The following is a 13,325-nucleotide window of genomic DNA, read 5'->3' as shown; positions in this document are numbered from 1 at the left end:
TACCCTCAGTCGCGCCTAAGACGCTGATTTTATTGAGAGAATTTTGGTAGCGGGAGAGGGACTTGAACCCCCGACCCCAGGATTATGATTCCCGTGCTCTAACCAACTGAGCTACCCCGCCAGGGCGGCGAAAGGCCCGAAATCCGCCTTAAATCAGAAGGCATGTCGAAGCGTTCGCCAAGGTCGGGCGGATATAAGGTTGGGAGGCCAAGCCTGTCAAGCATCGATGCAGCCGGCATATTGGCATATTCTATCGCTTCGGGCCGGATATCGGAATCGATTTCGGAAAGCACGGTGCGAAGGGTCAAAGTCATGAGGTGAGAACTTTGTGCGTCCAAGCGGACGTGCGTCGCTCCAATGGCCGAAAAGCTCTACCGGGCAGGAATTTGAGCTGAAATGCCGGGGTTGAGTTCGGCGGAGTGCGCCGCTATGTCTCGGCCACGAAATTCTAGAGTTGGAATTGATGAAACCGCGCATTGCAGTCCTCGGTTGCGGATACTGGGGCAGCAACCACATCCGCACCCTCAAGGCGCTCGGCGCGCTTCACGCGGTCTCGGACGTCAACCCAGCCCGCGCTGAAGGCTTCGCCAGTGAACAGGATTGCCTGGCGATCGAGCCGGAGGCGCTGTTTGCTCGAAAAGACATCGACGCCATCGTCATGGCGCTGCCGCCGCAGTTCCACGCCGATATGGCGGTGCGCGCCGTCCAGGGCGGCAAGGACGTGCTGGTGGAAAAGCCAATCGCGCTGACGGTGACGGATGCCGAGCGTTCGGTAAAGGCGGCGGCCGACAATGGCCGCGTCTTCATGGTCGGCCATGTGCTGCGCTTTCATCCAGCCTTCGAGACGTTGAAGGCGCTGATCGACAATGGCGAGCTCGGCGAGGTCCGCTATATACATTCGCACCGGCTCGGGCTCGGCAAGTTCCACACCGAGAACGACGCGCTGTGGGACCTGGCGCCGCACGATCTGTCGATGATTCTCGCCATCACGGGCACGGAGCCGATCGAGGTGCGCGGCGAAGGGGCAGCGCTCCTCGACAATCTCAGTGATTTCGCGCATCTGCATATGCGCTTTCCCAACGGCCTGCGCAGCCACCTCTTCGCGTCACGGCTCAACCCTTACCGCGAGCGCCGGCTGACCGTGGTCGGCACCAAGGCGATGGCGGTGTTCGACGATGTCGAGCCGTGGGAGCGCAAGCTCGCCGTCTACCGCCACGCGGTGTGGCAAGACAGCGGCCAATGGGCCTTCACCACCAACGAGCCGTCCTACGTGGCGGTGGGCGAGGGCATGCCGCTGACGCGAGAGCTCGAGCATTTCATCCAGTGCATCGAGACGCGGGCAGAACCGCGCACCGGCGGCGAGGAAGCCATCAGGGTGCTGCGCATCCTGACTGCTGGCACGATTACCCACACCGGATCGTCTTCCCGAGAGAAAAGCGCCGCTGTATTAGAGCCTGATCCATCCCGATAGAATCGGAATCATCGTCTATTCGGCGGGAACCTGCGCCGGCCGGGCCGCCAGCCGCGTCAGCATCGCCTCGGCCTCGGCGCCACGCTCGGAACGCTCGATGAAGCCGCCGCCGAACACGCGAGCCTCGTTGCCGTCGTCGGAATAGAGCACGCAGGCCTGGCCGGGCGCGATGCCGGACTCACCGTCGACCAGCTCCACCGTAGTGACGCCGGCGCTGTGATGCAGCACCGCCGGGCGCGGCGGGCGTGTCGAGCGGACCTTGGCGAAAAGCTCCAGCCCGGCCGCCTGGATGTCGGACAGCGCAGCGTCGCCCAGCCAGTTCATGTCGCGCAAATAGATCTTGTGCGTCTCCAGCGCCTCGCGCGGGCCAACGACGACGCGGGCCCGGTCGGCGTCGAGATGGACGACGTAGAGCGGCTCGCCCGAGGCGATGCCGATGCCGCGGCGCTGACCGATCGTGTAGCGCAAAATGCCTTCATGGCGGCCGAGCACGCGGCCGTCGATATGGACGATATCGCCCGGATTGGCAGCAGTCGGCTTCAGCTTGGCGATGATGTCTGAATATTTGCCCTGCGGCACGAAGCAGATGTCCTGGCTGTCCTGCTTGGCGGCGACGGTCAGTCCCATTTCCTCGGCGATAGCGCGAACCTGCGGCTTCGACAGGCCGCCGAGCGGAAAGCGCAGATAATCGATCTGCGCCTGTGTGGTGGCGAACAGGAAATAGCTCTGGTCGCGGTCCGCGTCGACCGGCCGGTACAGTGCGCGATGGGCGCCATTGGCGCCGGAGCGAATGTAATGGCCGGTGGCCAGCGCGTCGGCGCCAAGCTCCTTGGCGGTCGTCAGAAGGTCGGCGAACTTCACCGTCTGGTTGCAGGAAACGCAAGGGATCGGCGTTTCGCCGGCCACATAGCTCTCGGCGAAGGGGTCGATCACCGCCTTGCGGAAGCGCTCCTCGTAATTGAGCACATAATGCGGAATGCCGAGCGTCTCGGAGACGCGACGGGCATCGTCGATGTCCTGGCCGGCGCAGCACGAGCCGGCCCGGTGCGTTGCCGCGCCATGGTCGTAGAGTTGTAGCGTTACGCCGACGACATCATAGCCTTCGCGCTTCAAAAGGCCGGCAACGACCGACGAATCGACTCCGCCCGACATGGCGACAACGATGCGGGTATCTTCGGGACGTCGGGGAAGGTCGAGGCTGTTCATGGTTCTTTCGTTCTGCATGCGCCTGGACGACGGCGCTTGAATGCCAATGGCCGGAATATAGGTCAAGCTTTCCAGGTACGCCAGCTTCGCGAACTGGCCGATTTTTTTGAACGGATGCGGCGCTTGCCGGCAGATATCTCAAATGCCGACGAAAAGACTAACGCGGCGTTCATGATCCTTACCTAGCTATTAGGGTCTGCTTAGGCAATTTTTAAAGCTGTGGCGGTAATGTGGTGGGGATTGGGTCTTTGAGTTTTTAGTAGAGAGTACGATGACCGATCTTGTTAGACCGCGAGTCAAATATGTTATCGGGCCTGACGGCAGCCCTCTTACGATTGCCGATCTGCCGCCGACGAACACACGCCGCTGGGTTATCCGACGCAAGGCGGAAGTGGTGGCGGCTGTGCGCGGCGGGCTTTTGAGCCTCGAAGAGGCGTGCCAGCGCTACAAGCTGACCACCGAGGAATTCCTGTCCTGGCAGGCGTCGATCGACGAATATGGCCTTGCCGGGCTGCGCACGACGCGCATCCAGCAATATCGGCATTAAGGCTGGTTCGAGGACGTCAAAAGGCGCGATAATCCGCGCCCTTTTTGTTTTGCCGGAACGGTTTTCTCTGCTTCAGGCCGTCAGCACCACCTTGCCGATCGGCCTGGTGGCGAGAAAGGCATGGGCAGCGCCTGCTTCTTCGAGCGGAAAGGCCTTTGCCACATGGGCGGCAAGCTTTTTCGCTTCGATAAGCTTGCCAAGTTCTACAAGGCCTGCGCGGTCGGGCACGACGGACATCCGCTCGACGCGGATATCTTGCGCCTTGGCTTCTGCCTTTGTGGTGTCGCTGACATCGAGCAATGACACCAGCACGCCGCCGGCCTTGAGAACCTTCAGCGAGCGCTGCGCATGATCGCCGCCAAACATCTCCAGGACGAGGTCGATGTCATGGGCCTTGTCGACGAAATCATCCTTTGTGTAATCGATCACTTCGTCGGCTCCCAGCGAGCGTGCGAAGTCGAGCTTTTCAGGGCTCGCGGTGGCGACGACATAAGCGCCGCGCGCCTTGGCGATCTGCACCGCCAAATGCCCGACGCCACCGGCCGCCGCGTGGATCAATACGCGCTGGCCTTGTTCGAGCCCGCCATGGCGAACCAGACCTTGCCAGGCCGTCAGGCCGGCCAGCGGCAGTGCCGCGGCATGGAGGTGATCGATGCCTTTCGGCTTCGGCGCGATCTCGTCCGCCGGGACGGCGGCCAATTCGGCATAGGCGGCCGCCTGCTTGGGAAAGCGCGGCATTCCGAATACGGCGTCGCCGACCTTTAGGCCGGTTACGCCAGACCCCAGCGCCTCGACGGTTCCCGAAACATCCCAGCCGAGGATGAAGGGCGGCTCGCCGAGCAGCGGATAGCGGCCGGCGCGAACCGCGCCATCGACCGGATTGATGCCGGAGGCGCCGACGCGGATAAGCACCTCGCCGGCGTTGGGCGACGGTGCCGGACGGTCGGCCATGACGAGGACTTCGGGTCCGCCGACGGAATTCTGGATAACGGCACGCATTGGGAGGCTCTCCTGCTTGTTGGTGTGCCACTATCATTTGGATAGTAATATCCGCTTGTCTAGTATGTACCTTTTCGATATATAGGCACCTTATGGATAGCGAAGATAAATCCCCATTTGGCTACGACGCATTCCGGCGGACGTGCCCCTCGCACACCGTGCTTGAAATGCTCGCCAGCAAATGGGTCTATCTGGTGATCTGCGCGTTGCGCCGGGGCCGGCTGCGCAACGGCGAATTGGCGCGCAAGCTCGAAGGCATTTCTCCGAAAATGCTGACGCACACGCTGCGCGTGCTTGAGCGCGATGGCCTGGTGCGGCGCGAGATCTTTCCGGTTATCCCACCGCGGGTCGAATATGAATTGACCGAGCTCGGCCAGAACCTGGCGGGGCTGCTCAATCAGATCAGGTCCTGGTCAGAGCAGCATGCTCCCGACATCAAGGATGCCCGGGCGCGGGCGGTCGCGGAACATGAAGGGGATTTGGTGGCGTAAGCCTGCTGACGGCCCGGTATGAGCGGCGACGTTCCAGATGAGCAACGCCCGGTTCGCTGGGCTTTGATTGGCCCTTAAAGCCTGTTTTCAGCCGATCATGGCGCTGCGGCCGCCGGTCTCGGCGTCGCGGATCTTGGTGTCGCGCGATTCGAGCATTTCCGCTTTGGAAAGCTCCGCTTCGGCTTCGCCGAGCAGTGATTCGGCGACGCTTCGCTGCTGGGCGAGGTCGCTTTGCGAATTTCTGAGGTTGTCGCGGCGCAGGCGCGCTGCCTTGGCGAAGGTCGGATAGGCAAAATGGTTGATGTCGGTGATGCCGGCTTTCTTTTCTTCGGCAGTGATCTGAAGTTCCAGTTCGACAGCCATGCGCTCGAATTCAGCGATCATCATGTCGAGTTGCAGCAATTGCCGCCTCTTCTCGTTCACCTGAAACTGCTTCAGCCGAACGAGGTTTTCACGTGACTTCATGATTCGGTACTCCTGGAAACGCACACCTGCACATATCGCCCAATCCACCTGGCAAACCTCAGGCTTCACCCGTTTCCACCGACTTTACCGGAACTATGGGAAACAAATTCCTAAAGTTTTTTGCCGGCGGTAACCATTCGTTTACGGGCATTGTTAATCATACGGCTCAGGACTTAAGGCCGGGTAAAAATTCCGGCTCTCGATACGGAAACGCGGCCGACGAGTCCCTGGAGTCACTTAGTCTGGCTTTTTAATGTTCTGCATTAGCGGTTTGGTTCTGTGATTCATTATTAGATTCAACAAGGTGTAGAAAGGGGTTAAAAAATCTGGTACCGTCAACGGCACGGAATTAGGTTTTGTTAACCATTCGATGGCAGCCTCTGCTCAGGCAATCACTGCTCCGGTCCTGGACGGGTCGTGAAATGGTCCGGCAGCAGAAAAGGGGAATGAAATGCGTGTTCTGCTGATAGAAGATGACAGTGCGACCGCACAAAGCATCGAGCTGATGCTGAAATCGGAAAGTTTCAATGTCTATACGACCGATCTTGGTGAAGAAGGTGTCGATCTAGGCAAGCTCTACGACTACGACATCATCCTTCTCGACCTCAATCTCCCCGATATGTCGGGATATGAGGTCTTGAGAACACTTCGCCTTTCGAAAGTGAAGACGCCTATCCTTATCCTCTCCGGCATGGCCGGCATCGAGGACAAGGTACGCGGCCTCGGCTTCGGCGCAGACGACTACATGACCAAGCCGTTCCACAAGGACGAACTGGTCGCCCGCATCCACGCTATCGTGCGGCGCTCCAAGGGCCATGCCCAGTCGGTGATCACCACTGGCGACCTGGTGGTCAATCTCGATGCCAAGACCGTTGAGGTCGGTGGCCAGCGCGTGCATCTGACCGGCAAGGAATATCAGATGCTGGAGCTGCTCTCGCTGCGCAAGGGCACCACGCTGACGAAGGAAATGTTCCTCAACCACCTTTACGGCGGCATGGACGAACCGGAGCTGAAGATCATCGACGTCTTCATCTGCAAGCTGCGCAAGAAGCTCGACGCTGCTTCCGGCGGCCAGAATTACATCGAGACGGTTTGGGGTCGCGGCTATGTGCTGCGCGAGCCGGAAGATATCCGCGTCAGCGCCTGAGCCGACAACGCCGATCCGATCGATTTTTCCGACAAAAATCCGGCTTCGGCCGGATTTTGCGTTCATGTCGCAGATATTAGAGCGCCGATTTCCGGGATCATGCGCGAGGGGTTCGGCGAATCAGGCTGCAACGGTCAAGGTGCGGAAGCGCTCGAGAAGTTGCGGCCGATTGAACGGCTTCAGCAGATAGCCTTGAGCGCCGGCGCGCTTTGCCCGCATGATCGAAGCGACGTCGACCTCAACCAGCGAAATCAGGATCTGGGGCTGAACCGGGCTTTCCATGGCGCGCACGCGGCGGATGACGTCCACCGCCTGCATGTCCGGCAAGGCGCCGTCGATGACGATGATGTCCGGCATGTCGGCAGTGCACATCTCGACCGCATCAAATCCGCTGGCGGCTTCGATGACCAGCATGTCGGATCCACCCAGGATGCGCTTTGCAACCTTCCTGATGACGCTCGAATCGTCGATGAACATGCAGCGTTTCATTTCCGGGCCCTCTTTGCCATGCGGCAATCCGGCAGCGTCGCGGTACTGAAGGGCACTGTAGGTCAATCCGGTAAAGAAGCCGAAAAGCCATTAGGTAAAATTTTTGCAAGAACGGCTTATACAGAAACTACTTGGTCGATGCTTCATCCGATCTAGGTGGGAAGACTCATTTCGTTCGGCTGTGGTGGAGTAGTAAATATTGTCTAGAAAAATACTTATCTGTTCTTTTCGGCCAGCTTGGCTGCCTCAGGCAACCGAAAGCACGATTTCTTCCGCGGTCGCGTGGATCGATATCGTCATATTGGCCTCGCGCGCCAGAAGCAGTGTGTAATAGGGCTGCACCGAATGCGCGTCGATCGGCTCCTCAGGCTTGTTGCCGGAATGAAGTTCCAGGAATTTGGGTGGCACGCGCAGCATCGGACCGCTCGCGGCAAGCGCAAAGCGTGGTTCGGTGTCGAGGTTTTCAAGCGTGACCGTAAGCTTGCCACCACGTGGGATGGCGGCGTTGGCGACGAGAATGAGGTTGAGCAGCAGCTTGACCTTGTTCTTGGGCAGCAGCGCACGGGTGCCGTTCCAGACCAGTTCCGGCTTCTCGTTCTTCAGGAAGGCGATCGCAACGGCCTCGGCGTCCCCCGTGTCGATCATCATGCCGGCAGAGCCGGCTGCGCCGAAGGCGATGCGGGCGAATTGCAGGCGGGCCGAAGCGTTTCTGGCGCTCTGGCGAATCAACTTCATGGCGTCTTCGTCGGCGCCGCCTTCATCGAGCAGCTCGAGCCCGTTGTTTATGGCGCCGACTGGCGAAATGATGTCGTGGCAGACCCGGCTGCACAAAAGCGCTGCGAGATCGGGTGCGGAAAGGGTGAAAAGCTCGGCCATCGGCGAAAGTCCCTGCAAAATTTCACTAAAAATGGCCGCGCGATCAATGATCACGCCTGCCCACACGAATCACGCTCTCTCCCAAGGCCTACTGAATACACAGCGCCTGAGCGTGCAGCAACAAATCCGGAATTGTCGTTATCGAAAATGGTGTGTTCACGCAGGGTGCGGATACTGCGCGGGCGACGCGAAACCGGCTCGAACCAGCCTTCTAACCGCCATCTTCATGTGAAAGCTTAATGGTTGAAAAAGGATTACGGCATAGTTTGCCCATAACAGTCATCCTTAACGGCCGCCAAAGAGCCGCACGGATGCGAGGCGTCGGCGAAGGTGCTCCCTGACGGAGATTGGAAGCATGTATTCCCGATACTACGACCGGAGCTTTTTCCGTGTCATCTCGATGGCGATCGCTCTCATGGGCCTTGTCATCTTTTCAACCTCGGCTTCGCGGGCCCAGGAGTACACCGCTCAGGAGATCGTCGATTCCGGTCATAAATTCTTCGGCGCGACATCGGGCGGGCTCGCTACCGTCGTCGAGAAGATTTTCGCCTCCTACGGCTTGCCCAATGGCTATTTGCTTGGCGAAGAGGGCTCGGGCGCGCTGATCGGTGGCCTGACCTATGGCGAAGGCACCCTCTACACCAAGAATGCCGGCGATCACAAAGTGTTCTGGCAGGGTCCGTCGCTTGGCTGGGATTTTGGCGGCGAAGGCTCGCGGGTGATGATGCTGGTCTATAATCTCGATGATGTGAACAGCCTCTACAATCGTTTCGGCGGCGTTGCCGGTTCGGCCTATATCGTGGCTGGCGTCGGCTTCAACGTGATGAAGAACAACAATGTGCTGCTGGTGCCGATCCGTACCGGCGTCGGCGCCCGGCTTGGTGTCAATCTCGGCTACCTCAAGCTTACCCAGCGCGCCACCTGGAATCCGTTCTGAGCAAGCGGTTGCCTCGCGATCTCGATTGGTTCCAGGGTTGACGATCTGGACATTGCTGCGGCAGACCCTTGCCGCAGCACTGGAATTCCGTCATGCGAACGTGGCACAGTCCATAACGGTTGTTTGCCGTCCATAACGGATAGTCACCTTGGTTCAGTCGGTCCTGTTCTTTGTCCTCGGCTTTCTCTGCGCCGGCTTTCTGGCGCTGATGATTGCCCCGGCCATCTGGCGGCGGGCCGTGATGCTGACGCGCAAGCGCGTCGAGGGCTCGATGCCGCTGACACTGGCCGAGATCCAAGCGGAGAAGGATCGCATCCGCGCCGAGTTCGCCATGTCGACGCGCCGGCTCGAGATGAGCGTCAAATCGCTGCGCGAGAAATCGGCCGAACAGCTTGTAGAGATCGGCCGCGGCCGCGAGGCACTGAAGGAACTGGCGGTCGAGCGGAAGGACAAGGAACAGGCCCTTTCCGAACTCGAGGCCAAGGGCAGAGAATTTCGGCAGCGCGAAGACCAGTTGCAGCTTTTGTCGGATCGGCTCGCTCAAGCCGAGCATGCCCTGGAAAGGCGTGTGCTCGAGCTGAAAAAGCTGGAGCACATGTATGACGACGCCAGCTTTTCTTCCAGCAGCCGTCAGATCGAACTTGTGGCGCGCGAATCCGAGCTGCAAAAGCTGGCCGACGACATTTCGGTGCTGCGCGGCCAACGCAAGGAAGCGGACAGGCGCCAACAGGAGATCGCGGCCGAGAGCAAGGCCGTGCGAGACGCGTTGAAGGCCGAAAAGAAAAGGACCGGCGAACTGGTCAAGAAGGTCGAGCGTCTGCTCGCCACGCTTGCCGATCGCGAGGACAAGCTTGACCGCCGCGAAAAGGAAATCGCGCGGCTTCGCGAAAAGTCGAAAGGCGAAAGCGTGGAAAACGCGTCGGCGGTGCGTCTCGTCGGAGTGCAAGGCAGTCAGGTCGATGCGGCCGTCAAGGGCGACCAAGACATCGAAAAAGCCATCGCCAAGCTCGACAGCGACCGGGAGCGGTTGGAGGCGAGGCTGACGGAACTGGCCCGCGAGAACAAGAAACTGAAAACGGATATTGCCGCCTTCGAGGCGTCCAAATCGGAAGGCGGCAGCGATGCGCGCCGCGCCAGCGCTGCGTTGCGCGAGCAGATGAGCGACCTGGCGGCGCAGGTCGTCGCCCTGACGGCGAAGCTCGACGGGCCGGATTCGCCGATCGCAAAGGTTCTTGCGGCACCCAAGCAATCGGGAAGCGGTGAACGCAGCCTTGCCGATCGCGTGCGGGCGCTGCAGAAGGCCGAGTCGGCGCATTGAACCCAGGCAGTGATGCTGACCTCTGCGGCTCAGGTCCTGCCTGCCGAAAAATGATGCAAGGCGATGGCTGACGCGGCGGCGACATTCAGGCTGTCGAAGCCTTCTGCCATATCGATCCGCACCGTCCGCAGGCGGGCGAGCAGGCTCTCAGGCAGGCCTTCGCCTTCGGTGCCGAGATAGAGCGCCAGCCGTTCAGTCGTTTTCGCATTACGGATCTCGGTTCGCCCGCGTGGCGACAAAGCGAACTGGCCGAAGCCCAGCCGGTCGAGCGCTGCGGTGAAGCCGCCGGTCTCAGTGAAGGAGGCGAAGGGAACTTTCAGCGCGGCGCCGACCGAGACGCGGATCGCCTTGCGGTACAGCGGATCGCAGCAGGTCGTGTCCAGAAACACCGCATCGGCGCCGAAAGCAGCGGCATTGCGAAAGATCGAGCCCATATTGTCATGGTTGGCGATGCCGACCAGCACGACGATCAACGCACGGGCGGGCAGGGTGTCCAGCAAGGCCTCGGCAGGCTGCGCCGCACCCTTGCGGCCGATCGCCAATATGCCGCGATGCATGTGAAAGCCGGCAATCCTGTCCATGACCTCGCTGGTCGCCACATAGATCGGAAGGTCCGCGGGCGCCCGGCGCAGGGTTGCATCGAGGCCGGCCAGCCGGTTTTCGAGTATGAGCACCGATTCGGCCGTGAAGCGTTCGGCGGCGAACAGCATTTCGAGCACCACCTTGCCTTCGGCAATGAAGCGGCCTTGCCGGCCGGCAAGATCGCGCTCGCGGATATCGAGATAGGCGGAGACGCGCGGGTCTTGCGGGTCGTCGATATGAATGGGACGCATGCTTGCCTCGGCAGACGAAAAAGGTCAGCGAGGGAAGGAGAACTTGGGCCGGCCGGTCAAGTCCCGGAGCGACGCAGGCGATACGCCATCTGCGATAACTCACCCTCGCCGAAAATCCCGTCCAGCGTGTTGAGAAGTTCGCGCACGGCATCGGATTTACAGGAATAGTAGATCATCTGCCGGTCGCGCCGGGTCTCGACGAGATCGAGCGCCCGCAGTTTGGCCAGATGCTGTGACAGGGCGGATTGGCTGAGCAGAACCTTCTCGGCGATAGCGCCGACCGACATTTCACCATCGGCCAGATAGTTCATGATCAACAGTCGTTTCTCGTTGCCCATCAGCGTCAGAAACGCAGCCGCTGATTCGGCGTTGGCGATTAGCTTTTTCGAGACCATTGATCCCCCATACCTTCCTGCTCATCCGGCGCTATGGGGGCAATAGCGTCTGATTCCATAGACTCACTCGCGAATGTGCGCTGACGATTCAACGCTACCGCGAAAGGGTAGAACATTTTACTCAAACCTCAAGACTTGCTTTCGACCCGACGCGATTAACTGTCGGACTGTGTTTCGTCTGCCACTCGGCCGGTCTTTGCCATGTCGACCAGAACATGCCTGAGCTCACGCGCCGTCCTCAGTGGCTCGGGGAAAAAGACCCGGCAGACATCGTCGCCCAACGCCAGGTCCATGCCGTCGGCGTCGAAGCCGGTGATGATCCAGCCGTCGCCTGCGGCCTTGGCGAAATGGCGGGCGTAGACGGCAATTGCATCGCCATGGTCGGCATTCATGTGGTCGAGGGCGGATTGTTCGCCAGCGGCAAGCTCTTCGACGATCGGCGCGGTCATGACCAGATCGGTGCGCTCGAGCAAGTAGGCCTTGCCAAAGCCGCCGTTGAGACTGGCGCGCTTCGGCTCGAGGCGGAAGACCGAGAAGTCGCCAAGTCCGGCATAGAGCTTCGCCTTGGGGTTACGGTTGAGATAACGCCGTTCGGCGCGGGCGTGCTCGTCGGATCCGCGCTCAAGCCGTGCTGCCCGACAGACGAGCGTCAACCGCGGGTGCGCCAGCGGGTCGCCCTTGCCGGGCTCGCCGACAAGCAGGGAACAGCGCGGGTCTGCAAGGATCGCGCCGGTGTGGGCGGACAGCATCGATACGAGGATCAGCGGCGTGCCGTCGATATCGGTGGCGACACCAACCCTGCTGGCCAGCGGCGAACCGGTCCCAGGCTCGATCACCGCCAGCGCGCCGAAACGGGCCCTGCGGATCAGCGTTTTCGCCAGCCTGATCGCTTCGGCGTCGGTCTCGCGAATCACGTCCTTCTTTCGGTCGCCCAAAATGCTCACCGTCTTAAGCTGATTTTTGCTCTCCAGTTATCAACCTATCACACCGGATTTGACAAGGGCCTCAGTCTCGCTTGCCGAAAGGCCGAAGCGTGCCAGCACGGTCGCCGCCTGACGATCGTGAACGGCCGGCACGGCGGCAAGCGTCGGCCGGGAGCGCGAAAAGCGCGGCGCTGGGGCGGGGCGCTCAAGCGCACCCGACGTCACAAAGGCGTTGCGAGCGCGATTGTGCGGATGATCCCTGGCTTCCCTCAGCGACAGAACCGGCGCAAAGCAAGCATCGGTCGCAGCAAAGAGCCGGTCCCAGTCGTCCCGTGTCTTCTGCCGGACCCGATCGACAATCGCGGCACGCATCTCTGGCCACAAGGTCCTGTCGTATTGGCCGCGTACAAAACGCTCGTCGAGCGGTAGCAGTCTTGCGAATTCGGCGAAGAACCGGGGTTCAAGGCAGCCGACGGCGACATGCCGTGCGTCCGCCGTCTCATAGGTGTCGTAAAAGGGCGCCCCGGAATCGAGCAGGTTCGCGCCGCGTCTGTCACTCCACAGGCCCGCCGCCATCAAGGCGTGCATAGGTGTCGTCAGCATCGAAGCGCCCTCGGTCATCGCGGCGTCGATCACCTGGCCCTTGCCGGAGCGCGAACGCTCAAACAGCGCGGCCAGCGCGCCGGCAATCAGCATCATGGCGCCGCCGCCATAGTCGGCGACGAGGTTGAGCGGTGGGACTGGCCGGCTTCCTTCCTGGCCGATAGCGTGCAGCACACCCGAATAGGCGAGATAGGTGATGTCGTGACCGGCACGACCAGATAGCGGTCCGTTCTGGCCGAACCCCGTCATGCGGCCGTAGATCAGCGCCGGGTTGCGCGCCACTGCGGCATCGGGCCCGAGACCAAGCCGCTCCATGACATCAGGACGAAACCCTTCGATCAGCATGTCGGCCTTTTCGGCGAGGCGCAGCACCAGTTCGACACCTTCCTGGCGCTTCAGGTCAATCCGCAGCATAGAGCGGCCGTGACGGTCGATGTCATATTCGTCCGGTAGCGACAGAAACGGCTGGGTTGATCCAGCCCGCTCGATGCGCAGCACCTCGGCTCCCATCTCCGACAGCATCAGGCCGGCCAGCGGCACCGGTCCAATCCCGGCCATCTCGATCACCGTCAGACCGGCGAGCGGGCCGGTCTTCGCCAGCGGGGAGACCTCGGCACTCATGGTC

The 13,325-nt window shown here is 60.9% G+C and carries 16 protein-coding genes and 1 tRNA gene; 7 read left to right on the top strand and 10 right to left on the bottom strand.

All coding sequences use genetic code 11. From position 1 onward, the window contains the following. Positions 1-44: 44 nt before the first annotated feature. A tRNA-Met gene (locus tag EOC94_RS21285) sits at positions 45-121 on the bottom strand. Between the two features lie 342 nt (positions 122-463). On the opposite strand from EOC94_RS21285, the gene EOC94_RS21280 reads away from it, so the two are divergent. After that, entirely contained in the window at positions 464-1,471 is a 1,008-nt protein-coding gene (locus tag EOC94_RS21280) for a Gfo/Idh/MocA family oxidoreductase (protein ID WP_127203791.1), read from the top strand. A gap of 15 nt (positions 1,472-1,486) precedes the next feature. Here the strand turns inward: EOC94_RS21280 and mnmA are convergent, their stop codons facing one another. Then, positions 1,487-2,677, bottom strand: coding sequence for a tRNA 2-thiouridine(34) synthase MnmA (gene mnmA, locus EOC94_RS21275; RefSeq protein WP_127293241.1), 1,191 nt, complete (start codon positions 2,675-2,677; stop codon positions 1,487-1,489). A 36-nt stretch (positions 2,678-2,713) separates the two neighbouring features. On the opposite strand from mnmA, the gene EOC94_RS34145 reads away from it, so the two are divergent. Together EOC94_RS34145 and EOC94_RS21270 are read left to right on the top strand one after the other, a co-directional pair. Next, entirely contained in the window at positions 2,714-2,863 is a 150-nt protein-coding gene (locus EOC94_RS34145) for a hypothetical protein (protein WP_158302530.1), read from the top strand. 85 nt (positions 2,864-2,948) lie between these two features. Continuing rightward, the gene (locus EOC94_RS21270; protein ID WP_006203587.1) at positions 2,949-3,224 is read left to right on the top strand and encodes a DUF1153 domain-containing protein; all 276 of its coding nucleotides are present in this window, start codon (positions 2,949-2,951) and stop codon (positions 3,222-3,224) included. 72 nt (positions 3,225-3,296) lie between these two features. Here the strand turns inward: EOC94_RS21270 and EOC94_RS21265 are convergent, their stop codons facing one another. Then, positions 3,297-4,223, bottom strand: coding sequence for an NADP-dependent oxidoreductase (locus tag EOC94_RS21265; RefSeq protein ID WP_127293239.1), 927 nt, complete (start codon positions 4,221-4,223; stop codon positions 3,297-3,299). Between the two features lie 92 nt (positions 4,224-4,315). Here EOC94_RS21265 and EOC94_RS21260 point away from each other — a divergent pair, with 92 nt between their 5' ends. Beyond that, a complete protein-coding gene (locus tag EOC94_RS21260) occupies positions 4,316-4,714 on the top strand; it encodes a helix-turn-helix domain-containing protein (RefSeq protein ID WP_095484159.1) in 399 nt (132 codons plus the stop codon). Between the two features lie 87 nt (positions 4,715-4,801). Here the strand turns inward: EOC94_RS21260 and EOC94_RS21255 are convergent, their stop codons facing one another. Continuing rightward, a complete protein-coding gene (locus EOC94_RS21255; RefSeq protein WP_029349790.1) occupies positions 4,802-5,179 on the bottom strand; it encodes a flagellar export protein FliJ in 378 nt (125 codons plus the stop codon). Positions 5,180-5,630: 451 nt separating this feature from the next. Between EOC94_RS21255 and ctrA the strand changes: the two genes are divergently transcribed. Next, positions 5,631-6,326 carry a cell cycle two-component system response regulator CtrA gene (gene ctrA / locus EOC94_RS21250; RefSeq protein ID WP_006203583.1) on the top strand — a complete coding sequence of 232 codons (696 nt, stop codon included), beginning with the start codon at positions 5,631-5,633 and terminating at the stop codon, positions 6,324-6,326. 120 nt (positions 6,327-6,446) lie between these two features. Here ctrA and EOC94_RS21245 read toward each other — a convergent pair whose 3' ends face one another. Next, positions 6,447-6,815: a response regulator gene (locus EOC94_RS21245; RefSeq protein WP_095484254.1), complete on the bottom strand. Its 369-nt coding sequence runs from the start codon at positions 6,813-6,815 to the stop codon at positions 6,447-6,449. A 246-nt stretch (positions 6,816-7,061) separates the two neighbouring features. Continuing rightward, entirely contained in the window at positions 7,062-7,691 is a 630-nt protein-coding gene (locus EOC94_RS21240; protein ID WP_095484160.1) for a histidine phosphotransferase family protein, read from the bottom strand. Positions 7,692-8,046: 355 nt separating this feature from the next. Here EOC94_RS21240 and EOC94_RS21235 point away from each other — a divergent pair, with 355 nt between their 5' ends. Both EOC94_RS21235 and EOC94_RS21230 read left to right on the top strand, forming a co-directional pair. After that, positions 8,047-8,628 carry a DUF1134 domain-containing protein gene (locus EOC94_RS21235; RefSeq protein ID WP_126105204.1) on the top strand — a complete coding sequence of 194 codons (582 nt, stop codon included), beginning with the start codon at positions 8,047-8,049 and terminating at the stop codon, positions 8,626-8,628. A 148-nt stretch (positions 8,629-8,776) separates the two neighbouring features. Continuing rightward, positions 8,777-9,946 carry a hypothetical protein gene (locus EOC94_RS21230; protein ID WP_127293237.1) on the top strand — a complete coding sequence of 390 codons (1,170 nt, stop codon included), beginning with the start codon at positions 8,777-8,779 and terminating at the stop codon, positions 9,944-9,946. A gap of 29 nt (positions 9,947-9,975) precedes the next feature. On the opposite strand, the gene EOC94_RS21225 is transcribed toward EOC94_RS21230, so the two are convergent. The 4 genes from EOC94_RS21225 to EOC94_RS21210 form a co-directional block, all read right to left on the bottom strand. Then, positions 9,976-10,779, bottom strand: coding sequence for an RNA methyltransferase (locus EOC94_RS21225; protein WP_127293235.1), 804 nt, complete (start codon positions 10,777-10,779; stop codon positions 9,976-9,978). A 56-nt stretch (positions 10,780-10,835) separates the two neighbouring features. Then, a complete protein-coding gene (locus EOC94_RS21220) occupies positions 10,836-11,174 on the bottom strand; it encodes a metalloregulator ArsR/SmtB family transcription factor (RefSeq protein ID WP_123149342.1) in 339 nt (112 codons plus the stop codon). 155 nt (positions 11,175-11,329) lie between these two features. Continuing rightward, positions 11,330-12,109: a HugZ family protein gene (locus EOC94_RS21215; protein WP_095484164.1), complete on the bottom strand. Its 780-nt coding sequence runs from the start codon at positions 12,107-12,109 to the stop codon at positions 11,330-11,332. Positions 12,110-12,148: 39 nt separating this feature from the next. Continuing rightward, positions 12,149-13,321 carry a CaiB/BaiF CoA-transferase family protein gene (locus EOC94_RS21210; RefSeq protein ID WP_095484165.1) on the bottom strand — a complete coding sequence of 391 codons (1,173 nt, stop codon included), beginning with the start codon at positions 13,319-13,321 and terminating at the stop codon, positions 12,149-12,151. Positions 13,322-13,325: the final 4 nt, after the last annotated feature.

The sequence above is a fragment of the Mesorhizobium sp. M6A.T.Ce.TU.016.01.1.1 genome (assembly GCF_003997065.1).
GTDB classification, from domain to species: domain Bacteria; phylum Pseudomonadota; class Alphaproteobacteria; order Rhizobiales; family Rhizobiaceae; genus Mesorhizobium; species Mesorhizobium mediterraneum.
Note: the sequence above shows the minus strand (reverse complement) of the source record. Positions and strands in the feature narration are given on the sequence as shown.

Bases quoted from the DNA above. Each gene is read 5' to 3' on its own strand.
- EOC94_RS21280 (WP_127203791.1), top strand. From the start codon at position 464: ATGAAACCGCGCATTGCAGTCCTCGGTTGCGGATACTGGGGCAGCAAC.
- mnmA (WP_127293241.1), bottom strand. From the start codon at position 2,677: ATGAACAGCCTCGACCTTCCCCGACGTCCCGAAGATACCCGCATCGTT.
- EOC94_RS21270 (WP_006203587.1), top strand. From the start codon at position 2,949: ATGACCGATCTTGTTAGACCGCGAGTCAAATATGTTATCGGGCCTGAC.
- EOC94_RS21265 (WP_127293239.1), bottom strand. From the start codon at position 4,223: ATGCGTGCCGTTATCCAGAATTCCGTCGGCGGACCCGAAGTCCTCGTC.
- EOC94_RS21260 (WP_095484159.1), top strand. From the start codon at position 4,316: ATGGATAGCGAAGATAAATCCCCATTTGGCTACGACGCATTCCGGCGG.
- EOC94_RS21255 (WP_029349790.1), bottom strand. From the start codon at position 5,179: ATGAAGTCACGTGAAAACCTCGTTCGGCTGAAGCAGTTTCAGGTGAAC.
- ctrA (WP_006203583.1), top strand. From the start codon at position 5,631: ATGCGTGTTCTGCTGATAGAAGATGACAGTGCGACCGCACAAAGCATC.
- EOC94_RS21245 (WP_095484254.1), bottom strand. From the start codon at position 6,815: ATGAAACGCTGCATGTTCATCGACGATTCGAGCGTCATCAGGAAGGTT.
- EOC94_RS21240 (WP_095484160.1), bottom strand. From the start codon at position 7,691: ATGGCCGAGCTTTTCACCCTTTCCGCACCCGATCTCGCAGCGCTTTTG.
- EOC94_RS21235 (WP_126105204.1), top strand. From the start codon at position 8,047: ATGTATTCCCGATACTACGACCGGAGCTTTTTCCGTGTCATCTCGATG.
- EOC94_RS21225 (WP_127293235.1), bottom strand. From the start codon at position 10,779: ATGCGTCCCATTCATATCGACGACCCGCAAGACCCGCGCGTCTCCGCC.
- EOC94_RS21220 (WP_123149342.1), bottom strand. From the start codon at position 11,174: ATGGTCTCGAAAAAGCTAATCGCCAACGCCGAATCAGCGGCTGCGTTT.
- EOC94_RS21210 (WP_095484165.1), bottom strand. From the start codon at position 13,321: ATGAGTGCCGAGGTCTCCCCGCTGGCGAAGACCGGCCCGCTCGCCGGT.